Consider the following 13,784-nt stretch of genomic DNA (forward strand, 5'->3'; position numbering starts at 1 on the left):
GATGAGAAAGTATGAAATCATGTACATCATCCGCCCAAACATTGAGGACGAAGCTAAAAAAGCTGTAGTTGAGCGTTTCAACACAATCCTTGCTGACAACGGAGCGGAAGATGTGAAAGCTGAAGAAATGGGCAAGAAACGTCTTGCTTATGAAATCAACGATTTCCGTGATGGCTACTACGTACTTGTAAATTATACAGGTGAAGAAGCAGCTACAAAAGAATTTGATCGTCTAGCTAAGTTCTCTGACGATATTATTCGTCACATGGCTATTCGCTTAGAAGACTAATAAGGAGGGGTTCTCATGTTAAATCGTGTCGTACTTGTCGGCAGATTAACGAAGGATCCAGACTTACGCTATACTGCAAGTGGAGTAGCAGTTGCTAATTTCACTATTGCTGTAAATAGACCTTTTTCTAATCAACAAGGCGAGCGTGAAGCAGATTTTATTAACTGTGTTATTTGGAGAAAACCAGCTGAGAATTTAGCAAACTACATGGGTAAGGGTTCTCTTGTCGGTGTAGACGGTCGTATCCAAACGCGTTCATATGACAACCAAGAAGGAAAACGTGTGTATATTACAGAAGTTGTGGCTGATTCTGTACAGTTTTTAGAATCTAGAAATTCTAAAGGCGGTCAACCACAAGGTGGCGGACAAGGGTCTGGAGGTTATCAAGACAATCAGTACCAGAACCAACAGCAAGCGCCAAACAATAATCAATACAGTCAACCAACAGGTTCTCCTAACGACAATATGGAACCTATTGATATATCAGACGATGATTTACCATTCTAAATAAGTAAAGGGGGATTTCACATGGCACCTCGTCGCGGTGGACGTTCAAAACGTCGTAAGGTTTGTTATTTCACAGCAAACGGAATTACACACATCGATTACAAAGATGTTGAATTACTAAAGCGTTTTGTATCAGAGCGTGGTAAGATTCTTCCACGTCGTGTTACAGGCACTTCAGCTAAATACCAACGTAAATTGACAGCAGCTATCAAGCGCGCACGTCAAATGGCTTTATTACCATACGTTGCAGAATAATTGCTAACAATAAAACCTATGTTTTCTGTTCTCACTTATATAAGTGAGTAAGAAAACATAGGTTTTTTAATATTTATTTTGAAAAAGGGTAGGATAACTTGTAAAATAAGGATAAAATCTGACGTTGAAAAGCATATAGCTGATATGACTTAATCAAAGAGAGGGAAGAGAATATTGCAAAGACAATCAATACAGTCAAAAGTTTTGGTCGTCCACGGTGGACATTATTTGATTTAACTAGGAATTCAACGGAACTCTTAAAAGACTAAAGCATGGTGAAATCCCATCCGTAAGCGATTATTTTAATAGATGGAATGGGATATAAAATTGAGAAAAGACTTTGGCACCAAAGAAACGAAGATATTATTAAGGATGAAGTCATCGTTATGATGTCATATAATCAAGCGTTACCCTCTCGTAGTTATCGGGTAAATTTTTAGTTAACTATTTAAATGAAGCTCTTTTTATATGTTTGTTATACACAAATGATCTAGGTATTTAGATATTCAAAAGCTGTGTTAGATCTAGTAAATAGATATGCTAATAAATAAAAAAATCTATGAATGAAGTTATGAATGTTTGAAGATAGTAAAAAACCGGACACCCTCTTATGTGTGCCGGTTTTTTGTATTCATGTCTGTATGTCATTAATGATTTGTAACGACTTCTTTTTGTTTGCGATATATAATCCTTAACCGTGTTAAGAAACCAATGGCAGCACCTGTTAAACCAATTGAAATACCAACCCATAAACCAAATGGTCCTAAATCGGTAAAGCGAGCTAGTGAATAGCCAATAGGGATTCCTAATATCCAGTAAGAAACAAAAGCAATGAAAAATGGAACTTTCACATCTTTATATCCACGTAAAACACCTTGTAATCCTGCTTGAGCTCCATCAGATATCTGATATAGAATCGCCATTAAAAACAGGCTACTAGCAAAACTAATGACCTCAGGATCGGTAGAGTACCAACTGGCAATCCACTCACGATTGAAGAACATAAAAATAGCTGCTAATATGAGCACACCTAGACCACTTAAAACACCAATAAAACTATAGTGTTTGGCATTATCTAATCGGTTACCACCAACTGAGAAACCAACAACAATGGTTAACGCCATCGATAAACTGAGTGGAATCATAAAAATAAGCGATGTGAAACTAATGACAACTTGGTTTGCGGCAATAATTGTTGTTGAGAACATCGTGCCAATTAATAAAGTAACGACAGAAAAGATGCTGGCTTCAAAGAAGATAGATAAGCCAATCGGAATGCCAATAGCTAGTTGCTCCTTAAAAGATGTTAGGGAAGGTCTAACCCAAATAACAAAAATTTTAAAACGCCTAATGACTTCGATTTTAAACAGCATGAACGTACTAACGATAAGAATGATCCAGAAAGTTAACCCTGTGGCATATCCGGCTCCAATACCGCCGAGGCAGGTAAGCCGAATTTACCGAAGATGAGACTGTAGTTAAAGAAAACGTTAAAAGGAACAGCAAGAATGGTGATAAACATCGTAATCCGGGTTAATCCTTGCCCGTCATAAAAGTTTCTTAGAACATTAGAGACAAATAACGGTATAATACCAAAAGCTAAACCACCTAAATAATTTTTAGCAATATGCTGCACGCTAGGATCTAAATCCATAATGTCTAGAATGGGTGATACTAAAAATAATCCCGCAACAATAATAACGACAGCAATCATAAAAGCAAGATAAATCCCTTGCATGACGGTATTATGAATCTTATGTTCTTCTTTACGACCTAAATGGTGAGCGATAATGGGCGTAACGGCTAACGTTATCCCGTTCATACCAGTAAAAATAGGCGCCCACACGCTTGCACCAATCGCCACACCAGCTAAGTCACTGGTGCCAACACGACCAGCCATGACCGTATCAACTAAATTCATCATCGATAAACTGATCTGTGTCACCATAATTGGCCACATAATTCTTAAAAACAAGTGAAACTTTTCTTTAAATGATTCTGCATGATACATAAAAATCCCCCTCAAAAAAACACAACGTCTATTTATCTCCGTTGGCTTTATTGATGATATGGGTTAACGAGAGTTAACCCATAAGAAAATCCCTCACAGGCGTGAGGGATTTGTCTGTCCGTTTAGATTATCCTATCAAAGAACGCGTAAAAAGACAATCTTTTCGTTACAAGCTTTTAATAATAGATAATACGTCATTCAAATGTTTTACTTCATATGTTGGTTGAATATCAGTTGCGGTCTGATTATGGTGATTGATCCAAATGTTTTTTATTCCTAACCGATTTGAACCTAAAATATCGGTGTTTAAATTGTCACCAATCATAATCGCGTCTTCTTTATTTGTGTCTGCTAGGGTGAGTGCGTGTTCAAAAATAGAGGGATCAGGTTTACCACGACCAAATTCACCAGAGATAACAATATGATCAAATCGTTCAGCAATCTCAGGTGTGATCTCTAATTTTAAACGTTGTAAGGAAGGGGCACCATTTGTCAGTAATAACAAGGTATAGTCTTCTCTTAAGGTATCAAGTACCTCGTAAGTTTCTTCATAAGTAAAGGGGTGTTTTTTACGCTCTGAAATAAATCGGTCACGTAATGTTTCGGCTAGTATCTTATCATCGATCCCAAGTGCGAGTAAACCTTCTCTCCAGGCGTCTAATTGATAACCTGGTATCGTTTGTTTCATACTTTGAAAAGCTTCACCAGGGTCATCAAAGGTCCCCCATAGACCTTCAAATGGATTAATCCCAATCATTTGGGTATGTTCATATGTTGGGTAAGTTTGATAGAGGCGCTTGGCAGCGTCTCTTACAGCTTCCTCTAAGGCTTTACTGTCAACACCTTTTACTGATTCACACGTCTGATCAAAGGCTGTTTGAATACTTTTCTTATCCCATAGTAGGGTGTCATCTAAATCAAAACAAATCGTCTTTAACATAATATTTCCCCCGTTTCCAGTCACTATTATCTTTGGTTTCTATTATAACAAGGAACAATCAAAACGACAGAGTTTTTCGAAAATTTTGATAATAAGATCTATATTCCTTTGATTTGTGCTTTCAACGCTGAGTCGTTATAATTATTTAAGCATGAAACGAGTCGTTCTATCCATGGAATCACTTAGGAAACTGTTTTAAGCGGCGGTTATTTGGTATACTTAGAGAGGTGCTTTTAATTAAAAATGACTGAACAGTAACTTTAAAAAGAACAGTCGTAAATCTATGAATATATTGAGGTGTATGTATGAAAGAACAAAACAACCAATGGATTAAGGATTTGGTGGTCTATGGGGCGCTATTTATCATATTACTTGTCGTCGCATCGATCTTACCAGCAGCTACCTTATTCATTGTCGCATTAATGCCAGTACCGTTAACTATTTTCACTTACAAGTATGGATATAAACGTGGATTATTAATGAGTGGCATCGTTTTAGTGAGCACATTGTTGTTTGCTTTTACGTTATTTTTAATTTCTTTACCATTAGCTGGTCTCTCGATTGTTGTGGGGATATTAGTAGGGGAAGCGATGCGCAAACAGAAACATCCATATGAAACGTTAGCACAAGGAACGCTAGGGTATATGGTCGGCTTTATTTTACTTGTCTTTGTGATTGAGAATGTGATGGGAATCAGTCTAATGACGGAATATCGTTTGATCATTCAAGAGTCGCTCATGCAGTCAGAACAATTGATGCAAGGGACAGGTATTGAAGTGACTGAGGAGATGCTACAATCAATCGAACAACAAATGTTGGTTATTTTAGATCTTTTACCGGCTATTCTACTCATTGGTTCCTTTGTTTTTGCATTAATCTTGCAGTGGATCAGTTATAAACTTGTGAACAAAATTAATCAAGAAACCTTCCGGTTTCCACCGTTTTATCGTTTGCAACTACCAAAAGCAACTATTTGGCTCTTTTTACTCGTGATAGTGATTGACTTTATTGATTTTGGTTCAGACGCTTTTATTACGATTGTGTTAATGAATATGTTAGTTGTCTTTGGTCTGTTATTCTCTCTTCAAGGACTATCATTTATGTTCTACTACTTACAGTATAAGAAGCAGTCAAAAGCATTAGGGATTGTTCTTTTAGTCATTGGCTTAGTGATTTTACCGGTAGGTCTGTACGTGACCCGAATCTTAGGTATAATTGATATAGGCTTTATGTTACGGAAACGCTTAAAATAATGACACAATCCTCAGATTAGTAGGAGTTGAAGACGATGCAAAAATGGTGGAGGAAACCAGAACTAAAAAGACACATTGTGATTAATTATGTGCTGTCCTTTTTACTTTTAGGGTTTACATGGTTTATCGCATGGCCACTTGGTTTACTTATGACCATTCTTTTAGGTCTTGCGTTGTACTATACCATTAAGCAAGAACATCAAATTACAGAAGAACAAGAAGAATATATCTCCACCCTCTCACACCGGGTGAAGAAGGTCGGAGAAGAAGCTTTGCTTGAGATGCCGATTGGTATTGTTCTCTATAGTGAGAACTACCAGATTGAATGGGCCAATCGCTTTATGAATGGTTTTAGTGATTCTGATACGCTTGTCGGTGAATCACTCGACGTGTTTGATCAGAAGTTACTACAAGCCATTAAAGAAGAAAAAGATCAAGTGACTATTGATGTCGAAGACAAAAGCTTTCAAGTAACGATTAGAAAAGAAGAACGGTTGCTTTATTTCTCTGACCGTACAAAACAAATCGATATTCAAACCCGCTATTCTAAAGAGAAAACAGTGTTGGGGATTATCTTTTTAGATAACTATGAAGAAATCACTTCGGGGATGGACGACACAGCAAAAAGTCATGTGAACTCTGATGTGACGTCATTGTTAAATGAGTGGTCGAATCGTTATGGTATTTATTTAAAGCGCATCTCACAGGAACGCTTCTTAGCCATCCTAAACAAAGAAATTCTTCAAGAGTTAGAACAGACGAAATTCGATGTCTTAGATGAAGTACGTGAACTCATTTCTGATAATAAAAATGTTCCGCTCACGTTAAGTTTTGGTGTAGGTTATGGTGACTTGTCTTTGCCACAGCTTGGTGAGTTAGCACAGTCTAGTTTAGACCTTGCCTTAGGGCGCGGTGGTGACCAAGTTGTATTAAAAGACCATGAAGGAAAGGTCCGTTTCTTTGGCGGAAAAACAAACCCGATGGAGAAACGGACGCGTGTAAGAGCCCGGGTGATCTCACATGCCTTACAAGACTTAGTGATCCAAAGTGAACAAGTGATGATTATGGGACATAAGAATCCGGATATGGATGCCATCGGTTCAGCGATTGGCGTCTTGAAAATGGCGATAAGTAATGATGTTGAAGCTTACGTGGTCCTTGATGAAGAAGAGTTCGATACAGGTGTCGATCGTTTGATGAGCGAGGTACAAGAAACGTCTCTAGCGGAACACTTTATTTCTCGCGAAGAAGCGTTAGAAATGGTCACAAAACAAACCTTACTTGTCGTTGTTGATACCCATAAACCAGCGCTTGTTCAAGAGGAAAAGCTGCTCAATAAGACTGAACATGTGGTCGTCATTGATCACCATCGCCGCGGCGAAGACTTTATCGATCAACCTATTTTAGTCTACATGGAGCCTTACGCCTCTTCAACGGCTGAATTGATTACAGAATTACTCGAGTATCAGCCAAAACGATTAAAACTGACAAGTCTAGAATCAACTGCTCTACTTGCGGGGATTATTGTCGATACGAAGAGCTTTACGTTAAGAACAGGCTCAAGAACTTTCGATGCGGCTTCTTACTTGCGTTCTAAAGGGGCAGATACCATTTTAGTGCAACGTTTCTTAGAGGAAGATTTAGATGTTTATATTAAGCGGGCGCACTTAATTGAACAAGCGATCATCCATCATGGACGCGTAGCTATTGCCCGGGCACAAAAAGGCGAGAGTTTTGGCCCCGTGGTGATTGCTCAAGCAGCGGATACGTTGCTGACGATGAGCGGTATTGAAGCTGCTTTTGTGATCTCAGAGCGGAGTGATGGACGGGTTGGTATAAGTGCCCGGTCATTAGGCGATGTGAACGTGCAACGCGTGATGGAACAAATGGAAGGTGGCGGACATTTAACGAATGCAGCCACCCAACTATCAGATACGTCGATTGAAGAAGCATATGGTCAGCTTCTTGAAATATTAGATGAATTATTCGAAGGAGGAAATGACGAATGAAAGTCATATTTACACAAGACGTGAAAGGTAAAGGCAAAAAAGGTGAAGTGAAAAATGTATCAGAGGGTTACGCACGTAACTATTTACTGAAAAATAACTTAGCGGTTGAAGCAACGGCTGGTAACTTAAAAGGTTTAGAAGCACAAAAGAATAAAGAAAAGCAAAAAGAACAAGAAGAAGTAAAAGAAGCCGAAAAATTAAGAGACGAGTTAAAGAAACTAGAAGTAACATTAAAAACAAAGGCGGGTGAAGGTGGGCGCTTATTTGGCTCCATCACAAGTAAACAAATTGCCGAAGAACTACACAAATCACATAAGATTAAAATTGATAAGCGTAAAATTGAGCTGGATCAACCGATTCGTTCCCTTGGCTACACCAATGTCCCCGTGAAACTGCATAACGATGTGACAGGTGAAATTAAAGTACACGTACTAGAACAATAAGGACTTAAAAAAGAGAGGAGTCATTCCTCTCTTTGTTTTTACCTAGTCATCCGAGTGGTGAAAACATACGTTAAGGGAGTGAATATGATGAGTGAAGAATATCTAGATACAAGAACCCCACCACATAGTACAGAAGCAGAACAAGCTGTTATCGGTGCCGTTTTTCTGGAACCAGAGGCGATGTCGACAGCATCAGAATTCCTTATTCCACAAGATTTCTATCGTCCAAGCCACCAGCGCATTTTCCAAGTAATGATGCAGCTGAATGACCGTGGTGAGCCGATTGATTTACTTACGGTGACGAATGCATTAAACAGCAGTAAACTGTTAGAAGAAGTAGGAGGCGTTAGCTATTTAACTGAACTTGCCGATGCTGTTCCAACAGCTGCGAATATTGGTTACTATACGAAAATTGTTGAAGAGAAGTCTGTCTTACGCCGGTTAATTAGAACCGCCACCGATATTGTGACCGAAAGCTTTAATCGTGAAGATGAATTAGAAGATGTCTTAAGTGAAGCTGAGAAGAACATTCTTGATGTGAGTAATCGTCAGAATGCGAATGCATTTAAAAACATTAAAGATGTCCTAATCGATGTCTATGATAACATTGAACAACTCCACGAAAAAAGTGGTGATGTTACCGGTATTCCAACAGGATTTAAAGACTTAGATCACATTACTTCAGGTTTCCAGCGGAACGATTTAATTATTGTGGCCGCCCGTCCTTCCGTTGGTAAGACGGCTTTTGCCTTAAATGTAGCACAAAATGTTGCCATAAAAACCGATGAAAATGTCGCTATTTTTAGTTTAGAGATGGGGGCGGATCAGCTCGTTAGTCGTATGTTATGTGCGGAAGGTAATATCGATGCTCAGCGCCTTAGAACAGGTAACTTAGAAGCAGAAGACTGGACGAAACTAACAATGGCCATGGGGAGCTTATCTAATGCCGGTATTTTCATTGATGACTCACCTGGTATACGTGTGAATGAAATTCGTTCAAAGTGTCGCCGTCTTAAACAAGAACATGGTCTTGGTATGATTTTGATTGACTACTTGCAGCTCATTCAAGGGAGCGGCGCAAGCGCAAAAGAAAATCGGCAACAAGAAGTATCAGAAATCTCTCGTTCCTTAAAAGGGTTAGCTCGTGAACTAGAAGTACCCGTTATTGCTTTATCTCAGTTATCACGTGGGGTTGAACAACGACAAGATAAACGGCCGATGATGTCCGATTTACGTGAATCAGGTTCCATTGAGCAGGATGCGGATATTGTTGGTTTCTTATACCGTGATGATTATTATGATAAGGAATCAGAAAAACAAAACATTATTGAAATCATTATCGCTAAGCAGCGTAACGGCCCGGTAGGGACCGTTGAACTTGCCTTTGTGAAGGAGTACAACAAGTTTGTTGACTTAGACCATAAATACTCGGCACAGGATATTCCCTCTGCCTAAAACAAGCCCGGCGCTTTCTTGATAGAAAGTGCCGGGCTTTTTTAGTTCATCCATAAACGACGATCACGCTTCTTAAGCTTGTTATGGTCACAGTAGAGTTATTATTTTTAGTCTTCTAATTAAATGTTGTCTTTTACGCACGATAGGTAAAGAGAGTCGTCATGATAACAATGAGTGAGCGTAAAGAAAAGACTCATGCTTGTTTAGACAAAAACAAGAACGGACAAGCTAGTCAATAGATGTTTATCTAAAATAAAGATAGTTTTAATCGAAAGACTATATCAATTATTTCTAATTTTATTCGTATTTTCATTGTTAAAAAGACATTTAATTGATAAAATGAACCTATATTAATTCAAAAAACGAACGTTATTAAAAGTGAATATAAAAAACAAACGGAAAGTATGAGGTGCGGTAAATGACATCAGTTGTAGTTGTAGGAACGCAGTGGGGCGATGAAGGTAAGGGGAAGATTACCGACTTTCTATCACAAGATGCCGAAGTAGTCGCGCGTTATCAAGGGGGAAATAACGCTGGGCACACGATTAAGTTTGATGACACGACGTATAAATTACACTTAATCCCTTCCGGGATTTCTTTAAAGAAAAAATAAGTGTGTTAGGTAACGGAATGGTTATTGACCCTAAAGCTCTTGTTGAAGAATTGAGCTACCTACATGAACGTGATGTGGCGACGGACCAATTACGGATCAGTAACCGCGCCCATGTCATCTTACCCTATCACATTACGCAAGATATTTTAGAAGAAGAACAAAAAGGTGCGTTAAAGATTGGTACAACGAAAAAAGGGATCGGCCCATGTTATATGGACAAAGCTGCTCGGATTGGTATCCGGATGGCGGATTTATTAGATAAAGAAGTGTTTAAAGAAAAACTCACCCAAAACTTAGAAGCCAAAAATAGACTGTTCACTAAAATGTTTGATGCAGAGCCACTTAACTTTGATGATATTTTTGAAGCGTATTATAACTATGGGCAACAAGTGAAACAATATGTCGTCGATACGTCGGTTGTTTTAAATGATGCCATTGATCATGGTCGTCGGGTACTATTTGAAGGCGCACAAGGCGTCATGCTTGATATTGACCAAGGAACGTATCCCTTTGTGACATCATCTAATCCTGTTGCGGGCGGCGTCACAATTGGTTCTGGCGTCGGTCCGTCTAAAATTAATCGCGTGGTTGGCGTATCTAAAGCTATACGACACGGGTAGGTGACGGTCCTTTCCCGACAGAACTCGATAACGAGATTGGCGAGAAGATTCGTGAAGTTGGAAAAGAGTACGGCACAACAACAGGTCGTCCGCGTCGTGTCGGCTGGTTTGACAGTGTTGTCGTGAGACATGCTCGCCGTGTGAGTGGCATTACTGATCTTTCACTTAACTCACTCGATGTGTTAACAGGCATTGAAGAACTTAAGATTTGTGTTGCTTACCGTTATCAAGGTGAACTTATTAAAGAGTTTCCAGCCAGCTTAAAGGCTCTTGCCGAATGTGAGCCTGTTTATGAAACACTTCCAGGGTGGACAGAAGATATTACCGGTGTACGATCACTTGATGATTTACCGGCGAATGCCCGTCATTACTTAGAGCGTATTGCACAGTTATCCGAGATTTCCTTATCAATTTTTTCAGTCGGACCAGACCGTACCCAAACGAATATCGTTCAAAACGTTTACCGTTTATAATCATTGGACGCAGATGACATACATTTGTCATAAAATCGTAAAATAACAATGAAGCCCATCTACCATTTGAGTAGATGGGCCTTTCAATATCTCGTCTCAGTATCAAGATAAAGCCGATTACTTATGCCTAGTCACTTCTTCTTACCAAAAAAACCGATGCTTAAACGTCGATTGGATAGAAGGAATAGTGGTGATTTCCGTTAAATGGCAGGTATGATACAGTTATGTTACATTATGATTAAAAGGGTTTCATTCTTAAATCTACCTATGGTAAGCTACAAGAGTCGAAAAAATTAGCCATTCCTTAATAGGAGGATTTAACTATGCTACCCGAATTAACAAAACATATAACAAAAAAGAATATATTGATTGCGCTCTTCACTACTTTTCTTATTACCCTGGTTGTTGGAGCTTTAAACATCCAACAAAACGTTGCTTACGCAAGTGGGGATGTTAAACTGAACACGATCTATCATGTGTACCTTGATGACGTACATATCGGTCCTGTGAACGATAAAGAAGCAGTGGAAACAGCGATTGAAACAGCGATCGAACAAGAAACAAAACAGCGTGAGGATGCCTATACGTTAGGTGTGAAACAAGACGTGACTTTTGTGAAAGAAACAGCGTTTCAATTGACTGACCAAACAGAATCAACCATTGAACAAGTCGAAGACGCTCTAGAGATTGATGTCGAGGCAACCGCTCTTCAATTTGATGGAGAAACAGTGGGTTACTTTAAAGACCAAGAAGCGATTGATACTTTACTATTTAACTATCAAAAACAATATGTCAGTGAAGATGTATTAAATGAATTATCAGCTGATGAGTCTGATGAAAAGCAAGTGGTACGTGATAACGTCGTGATTAAAGATGTTACGTTCTCTCGTCCTGTTGAAACGTCTACAAGTGTTGTTAGTGAAGACGACCTATTATCAGTAGATGAAGGCTTAAGATTGTTAGAAAAAGGCACACTAACAGATAAGATTCACACTGTACAAACAGGTGATACGCTGTTTAGTATCGTCAAGCAATACGATTTAACTCTTGATCAATTGCTTGATATTAATTCAGATTTAACAGAATCATCCGTTCTTCAATTAGATCAAGAAATCAACGTCACAGCCTATGCACCATTTGTTGATGTGGTTGTTAAACAAGAGAAACAAGTTGAAGAAGTGATTAAATTTGAAACAATCGTAGAAGAAACAGATGCGTTATATAAAGGTGAAACACGTACAATCACAGAAGGTAGCGATGGCGCTAAAGATGTGACATACGATATGGAGCTTGTAAACGGCAAAGTGACAACAAAAGAAGTCATTGAATCAACCGTAACAAAAGAAGTCGTCAATAAGACAATTGAAAAAGGAACTAAAGTCATTCCATCACGCGGTACGGGTGATTTTAGCTGGCCAGCTGTTGGTGGCTACTTATCAAGTTCTTACGGACCACGTTGGGTTCATTCCATAAAGGGATTGACATTGCTCGCCCATCAAACCGCAACATCATCGCCAGTGATAATGGCGTCGTTGAGAAAATCAGTTATGATGCAGGTGGTTATGGTCATTACTTAGTGGTTAACCACAATAATGGTTATAAAACGCTCTATGCACACCTTTCAAACATTAGTGTGAACGTTGGTCAAACCGTACCAAAAGGTGCTGTCCTAGGTACAATGGGATCAACAGGTCGTTCGACCGGCATTCACTTACACTTTGAAGTATTAAAGAATGGGTCAAACATTAACCCAGCAACAGTACTTTACTAAATAATACACAAGGATGAAACCTCCATTACTTCGAGAAACAGTAATGGAGGTTTTTTATCGTCTTAGAGCAAGAATACACCTTTCACAAACATTCGTTAGAATATTGGTTGTATAATATTTAGTGGAAAGTTCAATGGTTAAATTAATGTAGAAGCAGACATCATAAGGAAATGAGAAAATCGACTTCTGCATTACAATGTAATACAATTAATATACAGCTAAGGGGTGAATATGATGCGCGTTATTAAAATAAGATTGAACGAACAAGAAGAGACATTCTTTCAAAGTTATGCAGAACTAATTCGTCAACCCTTGTCAACATTAATGAAACAAGCTCTAACAGAAAAAATTGAAGATTATTTAGATTTGGAAGCAGGATCGGAAGCTCTTAAAAATTTATCCGGTCAATCTGTCTCTCTTCAAGACATGATGAAGGCTGAAGATTTGTGAAGTATCATGTTGAGTTTGATAAACGTGCACAAAAAGAGTTTTATAGTTAGACAAGCCCATTCGAAAACAAATACTACTTTGATTAAATAAAAATATCGAGGGGTGTGAGAACCCACGTTGGACCGGGAAAGGCTTAACAGCTGATAAAAGCGGATTGTGGCGTTATCGAATAGGAAAGTATAGATTGATATGTGATATTCATGATGATCATGCCTTAGTTCTTGTGATCAAAGCAGGGAAACGAGAGTCAATTTATCGTTTTAGGGCGAGAAGACACCTTCCTCAAGTGCGTTAGCACTAGGTGGGTGATGAATCGCTGATTCGGAATATTTTTGAAGTGACAAACATATATTCTTCATGGTATAATTAAAGCGTTAACAATGATCGACACAAACAAAGAGAGGGTGGGCATCATGGGCCTGAAGGCTATTTTTTCAAATTGCTTATATAAGTATAAGATCGACCCTGATTTTGTTACGTCCATGGATCACACCCTCCGGGTGTTTAATCAAGCCAAACATTTTCGGTATCAAGCGGAGGTCCGTGAGCTTAGGGGCTCGAAAGAGAAAAGTTCCGTCTCCATCCATCAACGGTTAAAACAACGTTACGGCTTAAATGATTATTATGCGAACAGTGCTGTTCAACAAGGACGGGCGCTTCTATCCGCGCAAAAAGAATTAAAGACAATGTATATG

General features: G+C 38.8%; 14 protein-coding genes and 2 pseudogenes. 13 read left to right on the forward strand and 3 right to left on the reverse strand.

Going from position 1 to position 13,784, the window contains the following annotated elements; all coding sequences use genetic code 11:
* The first annotated feature begins 1 nt into the window (after window position 1).
* Genes rpsF through rpsR form a run of 3 tightly spaced genes read left to right on the forward strand, consistent with a single transcriptional unit; the run spans window position 2 to window position 1,051 of the window.
* Window positions 2-289: a 30S ribosomal protein S6 gene (rpsF, locus tag JCM19043_RS12045; protein ID WP_062322818.1), complete on the forward strand. Its 288-nt coding sequence runs from the start codon at window positions 2-4 to the stop codon at window positions 287-289.
* Window positions 290-304: 15 nt separating this feature from the next.
* The gene (ssb, locus tag JCM19043_RS12050) at window positions 305-796 is read left to right on the forward strand and encodes a single-stranded DNA-binding protein (protein WP_062322821.1); all 492 of its coding nucleotides are present in this window, start codon (window positions 305-307) and stop codon (window positions 794-796) included.
* 21 nt (window positions 797-817) lie between these two features.
* Window positions 818-1,051, forward strand: a complete 234-nt coding sequence (gene rpsR, locus JCM19043_RS12055; RefSeq protein WP_062322823.1) for a 30S ribosomal protein S18 — start codon at window positions 818-820, stop codon at window positions 1,049-1,051.
* A 647-nt stretch (window positions 1,052-1,698) separates the two neighbouring features.
* Here the strand turns inward: rpsR and JCM19043_RS18965 are convergent.
* The 3 genes from JCM19043_RS18965 to JCM19043_RS12065 form a co-directional block, all read right to left on the reverse strand.
* Window positions 1,699-2,508 (reverse strand): MATE family efflux transporter, encoded by an 810-nt coding sequence (locus JCM19043_RS18965; RefSeq protein ID WP_369813860.1) that lies wholly within the window; start codon window positions 2,506-2,508, stop codon window positions 1,699-1,701.
* Entirely contained in the window at window positions 2,457-3,062 is a 606-nt protein-coding gene (locus tag JCM19043_RS18970) for an MATE family efflux transporter (protein WP_369813859.1), read from the reverse strand. The genes JCM19043_RS18965 and JCM19043_RS18970 overlap by 52 nt, the downstream gene beginning before the upstream one ends.
* A gap of 166 nt (window positions 3,063-3,228) precedes the next feature.
* Entirely contained in the window at window positions 3,229-4,002 is a 774-nt protein-coding gene (locus JCM19043_RS12065; RefSeq protein WP_062322825.1) for an HAD family hydrolase, read from the reverse strand.
* Between the two features lie 305 nt (window positions 4,003-4,307).
* On the opposite strand from JCM19043_RS12065, the gene JCM19043_RS12070 reads away from it, so the two are divergent.
* From JCM19043_RS12070 to JCM19043_RS12105, 10 genes and pseudogenes are all read left to right on the forward strand, one after another.
* Window positions 4,308-5,255, forward strand: a complete 948-nt coding sequence (locus JCM19043_RS12070; protein WP_062322827.1) for a YybS family protein — start codon at window positions 4,308-4,310, stop codon at window positions 5,253-5,255.
* 35 nt (window positions 5,256-5,290) lie between these two features.
* A complete protein-coding gene (locus JCM19043_RS12075; protein WP_062322829.1) occupies window positions 5,291-7,264 on the forward strand; it encodes a DHH family phosphoesterase in 1,974 nt (657 codons plus the stop codon).
* Complete coding sequence (gene rplI / locus JCM19043_RS12080; RefSeq protein WP_062322831.1) at window positions 7,261-7,707, forward strand: 50S ribosomal protein L9; 447 nt, start codon at window positions 7,261-7,263, stop codon at window positions 7,705-7,707. Before JCM19043_RS12075 ends, rplI begins: the two co-directional genes overlap by 4 nt.
* Window positions 7,708-7,794: 87 nt before the next feature.
* The gene (gene dnaB, locus JCM19043_RS12085; RefSeq protein WP_062322833.1) at window positions 7,795-9,162 is read left to right on the forward strand and encodes a replicative DNA helicase; all 1,368 of its coding nucleotides are present in this window, start codon (window positions 7,795-7,797) and stop codon (window positions 9,160-9,162) included.
* Between the two features lie 418 nt (window positions 9,163-9,580).
* Window positions 9,581-10,868, forward strand: a pseudogene (locus JCM19043_RS12090) (adenylosuccinate synthase).
* Between the two features lie 323 nt (window positions 10,869-11,191).
* Window positions 11,192-12,445 (forward strand): G5 domain-containing protein, encoded by a 1,254-nt coding sequence (locus tag JCM19043_RS12095; protein WP_156321408.1) that lies wholly within the window; start codon window positions 11,192-11,194, stop codon window positions 12,443-12,445.
* Entirely contained in the window at window positions 12,379-12,639 is a 261-nt protein-coding gene (locus JCM19043_RS16920; RefSeq protein WP_231631534.1) for a M23 family metallopeptidase, read from the forward strand. Before JCM19043_RS12095 ends, JCM19043_RS16920 begins: the two co-directional genes overlap by 67 nt.
* A 234-nt stretch (window positions 12,640-12,873) precedes the next feature.
* The gene (relB, locus tag JCM19043_RS12100) at window positions 12,874-13,089 is read left to right on the forward strand and encodes a type II toxin-antitoxin system RelB family antitoxin (RefSeq protein WP_062322835.1); all 216 of its coding nucleotides are present in this window, start codon (window positions 12,874-12,876) and stop codon (window positions 13,087-13,089) included.
* Between the two features lie 94 nt (window positions 13,090-13,183).
* On the forward strand, window positions 13,184-13,384 hold the full coding sequence (locus JCM19043_RS18975) for a type II toxin-antitoxin system RelE/ParE family toxin (RefSeq protein WP_369676079.1): 201 nt from the start codon (window positions 13,184-13,186) through the stop codon (window positions 13,382-13,384).
* A gap of 118 nt (window positions 13,385-13,502) precedes the next feature.
* Window positions 13,503-13,784, forward strand: a pseudogene (locus tag JCM19043_RS12105) (hypothetical protein); the annotation flags it as partial.

It is taken from the genome of Halolactibacillus sp. JCM 19043, from assembly GCF_001310395.1.
GTDB classification, from domain to species: Bacteria; Bacillota; Bacilli; order Bacillales; family Amphibacillaceae; genus Halolactibacillus; species Halolactibacillus miurensis.

Coding starts and splice junctions, on each gene's coding strand:
- rpsF (WP_062322818.1), top strand. CDS start 2: ATGAGAAAGTATGAAATCATGTACATCATCCGCCCAAACATTGAGGAC.
- ssb (WP_062322821.1), top strand. CDS start 305: ATGTTAAATCGTGTCGTACTTGTCGGCAGATTAACGAAGGATCCAGAC.
- rpsR (WP_062322823.1), top strand. CDS start 818: ATGGCACCTCGTCGCGGTGGACGTTCAAAACGTCGTAAGGTTTGTTAT.
- JCM19043_RS18970 (WP_369813859.1), bottom strand. CDS start 3,062: ATGTATCATGCAGAATCATTTAAAGAAAAGTTTCACTTGTTTTTAAGA.
- JCM19043_RS12065 (WP_062322825.1), bottom strand. CDS start 4,002: ATGTTAAAGACGATTTGTTTTGATTTAGATGACACCCTACTATGGGAT.
- JCM19043_RS12070 (WP_062322827.1), top strand. CDS start 4,308: ATGAAAGAACAAAACAACCAATGGATTAAGGATTTGGTGGTCTATGGG.
- JCM19043_RS12075 (WP_062322829.1), top strand. CDS start 5,291: ATGCAAAAATGGTGGAGGAAACCAGAACTAAAAAGACACATTGTGATT.
- rplI (WP_062322831.1), top strand. CDS start 7,261: ATGAAAGTCATATTTACACAAGACGTGAAAGGTAAAGGCAAAAAAGGT.
- dnaB (WP_062322833.1), top strand. CDS start 7,795: ATGAGTGAAGAATATCTAGATACAAGAACCCCACCACATAGTACAGAA.
- JCM19043_RS12095 (WP_156321408.1), top strand. CDS start 11,192: ATGCTACCCGAATTAACAAAACATATAACAAAAAAGAATATATTGATT.
- relB (WP_062322835.1), top strand. CDS start 12,874: ATGCGCGTTATTAAAATAAGATTGAACGAACAAGAAGAGACATTCTTT.